This is a genomic window from Pseudomonas sp. R9.37 (assembly GCF_963878885.1).
In the GTDB taxonomy this organism is placed as follows: domain Bacteria; phylum Pseudomonadota; class Gammaproteobacteria; order Pseudomonadales; family Pseudomonadaceae; genus Aquipseudomonas.
Window position 1 is genome coordinate 1 of sequence record NZ_CAWNZA010000025.1, and the last position, 744, is coordinate 744.

A 744-nucleotide genomic window follows, 5' to 3' on the forward strand; every position below is an offset into this window, starting at 1 on the left:
CCTTACGGCGGGTCACTTTGGAAAAGCCCCAAAGTAACCAAAGGGCTCTTGCCCCACCACTCGGCACCTCGCTCACGCTTCGGTGTGCCCTCACTCCGGCTTGAATCCGTGGGCCGCCGTGACGGGCTATCCATGGCCCAACACGGCTAACCCGGCGTCCTGCCGGGTTACCCACGGATTCAAGCCTGCGTTCGGCCAGCGTGGTTTAACGGGGCGCCTAAGATCAAAGTCAAAAACAGATCAAGATCAAAAGCAGAGCACGGCGGCCTGGTAGCCGACCTGAGTGGTTAGATCAAAAGCGAAGGCGAGGCGGCCTGACAGCCGACCTGATGTTGGATGCTGAACTCAATCGAATGTGGGAGCTGGCTTGCCTGCGATGGCATCGACTGGGTTTGCCTGATAGACCGAGGTGCCTGCATCGCAGGCAAGCCAGCTCCCACAAAAAAGCAAAGCACTGCGGTACTGGCGGCTGAACTCGGTCAACTTGTGGGAGCGGGCTTGCTCGCGAAGGCGGTGGGTCAGTGACACATGAGCTGACTGAAACACCGCATTCGCGAGCAAGCCCGCTCCCACATTTGGATCTCTGTGCATCAGATAGAGATGTGTTGCTGTGCTTCTGCCCTGCTTTTGCTTCAACCACTCAGGTCGGCTACTAGGCCGCCGTGCTCTGCTTTTGATCTTGATCTGACAGGCCCCGTCAACCACGCTGGCCGAACGCAGGCTTGAATCCGTGGGTAACCCGGC

The 744-nt window shown here is 58.7% G+C and carries 1 pseudogene; it reads right to left on the reverse strand.

The features are described 5' to 3' along the window. Positions 1–345 precede the first annotated feature (345 nt). Positions 346–744: pseudogene (locus tag AACU78_RS15705) on the reverse strand (hypothetical protein); the annotation flags it as partial.